Source organism: Pseudoalteromonas sp. S3178, from assembly GCF_005886985.1.
GTDB lineage: Bacteria > Pseudomonadota > Gammaproteobacteria > Enterobacterales > Alteromonadaceae > Pseudoalteromonas > Pseudoalteromonas carrageenovora.
This window is the reverse complement of the sequence record NZ_PNCW01000211.1, coordinates 1-522: the sequence shown is the minus strand read 5'-3', so window position 1 is coordinate 522 and position 522 is coordinate 1. Positions and strand designations below refer to the sequence as shown.

At 41.6% G+C, this 522-nt stretch carries 1 protein-coding gene; it reads left to right on the top strand.

The features are described 5' to 3' along the window. Positions 1 to 522, top strand: a 522-nt coding sequence (locus tag CWC11_RS20665) for an IS3 family transposase (protein WP_138684168.1), incomplete at both ends; no start/stop codon positions are given.

The following is a 522-nucleotide window of genomic DNA, read 5'->3' as shown; positions in this document are numbered from 1 at the left end:
AACTTCGCTTAGAAGCTGAAGTAAAAGCAATTCATAAGCTGAGTAATGGCTCTGCTGGCGCACGTACCATTGCTGGAATAATTACAAACAATGGTTACAAGTTAAGCCGTTATCGCGCTACAAAGCTGATGACCAAGTTAAATTTAACAAGCTGCCAAGTACCACAGCACAAATATAAACGTGGTGGCAATGAGCATCTTGAGATATCTAATAAACTAGATAGGCAGTTTGATGTTGTTGAGCCAAATACTGTGTGGTGCGTTGATGTCACTTATGTTTGGACTGGAAACCGCTGGGCATATTTAGCAGTTGTTATCGACTTGTTTGCTCGCAAGGTTGTGGGTTGGGCGATGTCATTCTCGCCTGACACCAATCTAACATTAAAAGCGTTAGAAATAGCTTATGAAAGTCGTGCTAAGCCTAGCGGACTGATATTCCATTCAGACCAAGGCAGCCATTATACAAGTTTGAGATATCGTCAAAGATTATGGCGCTATAAAATTACGCAAAGTATGAGCCGTC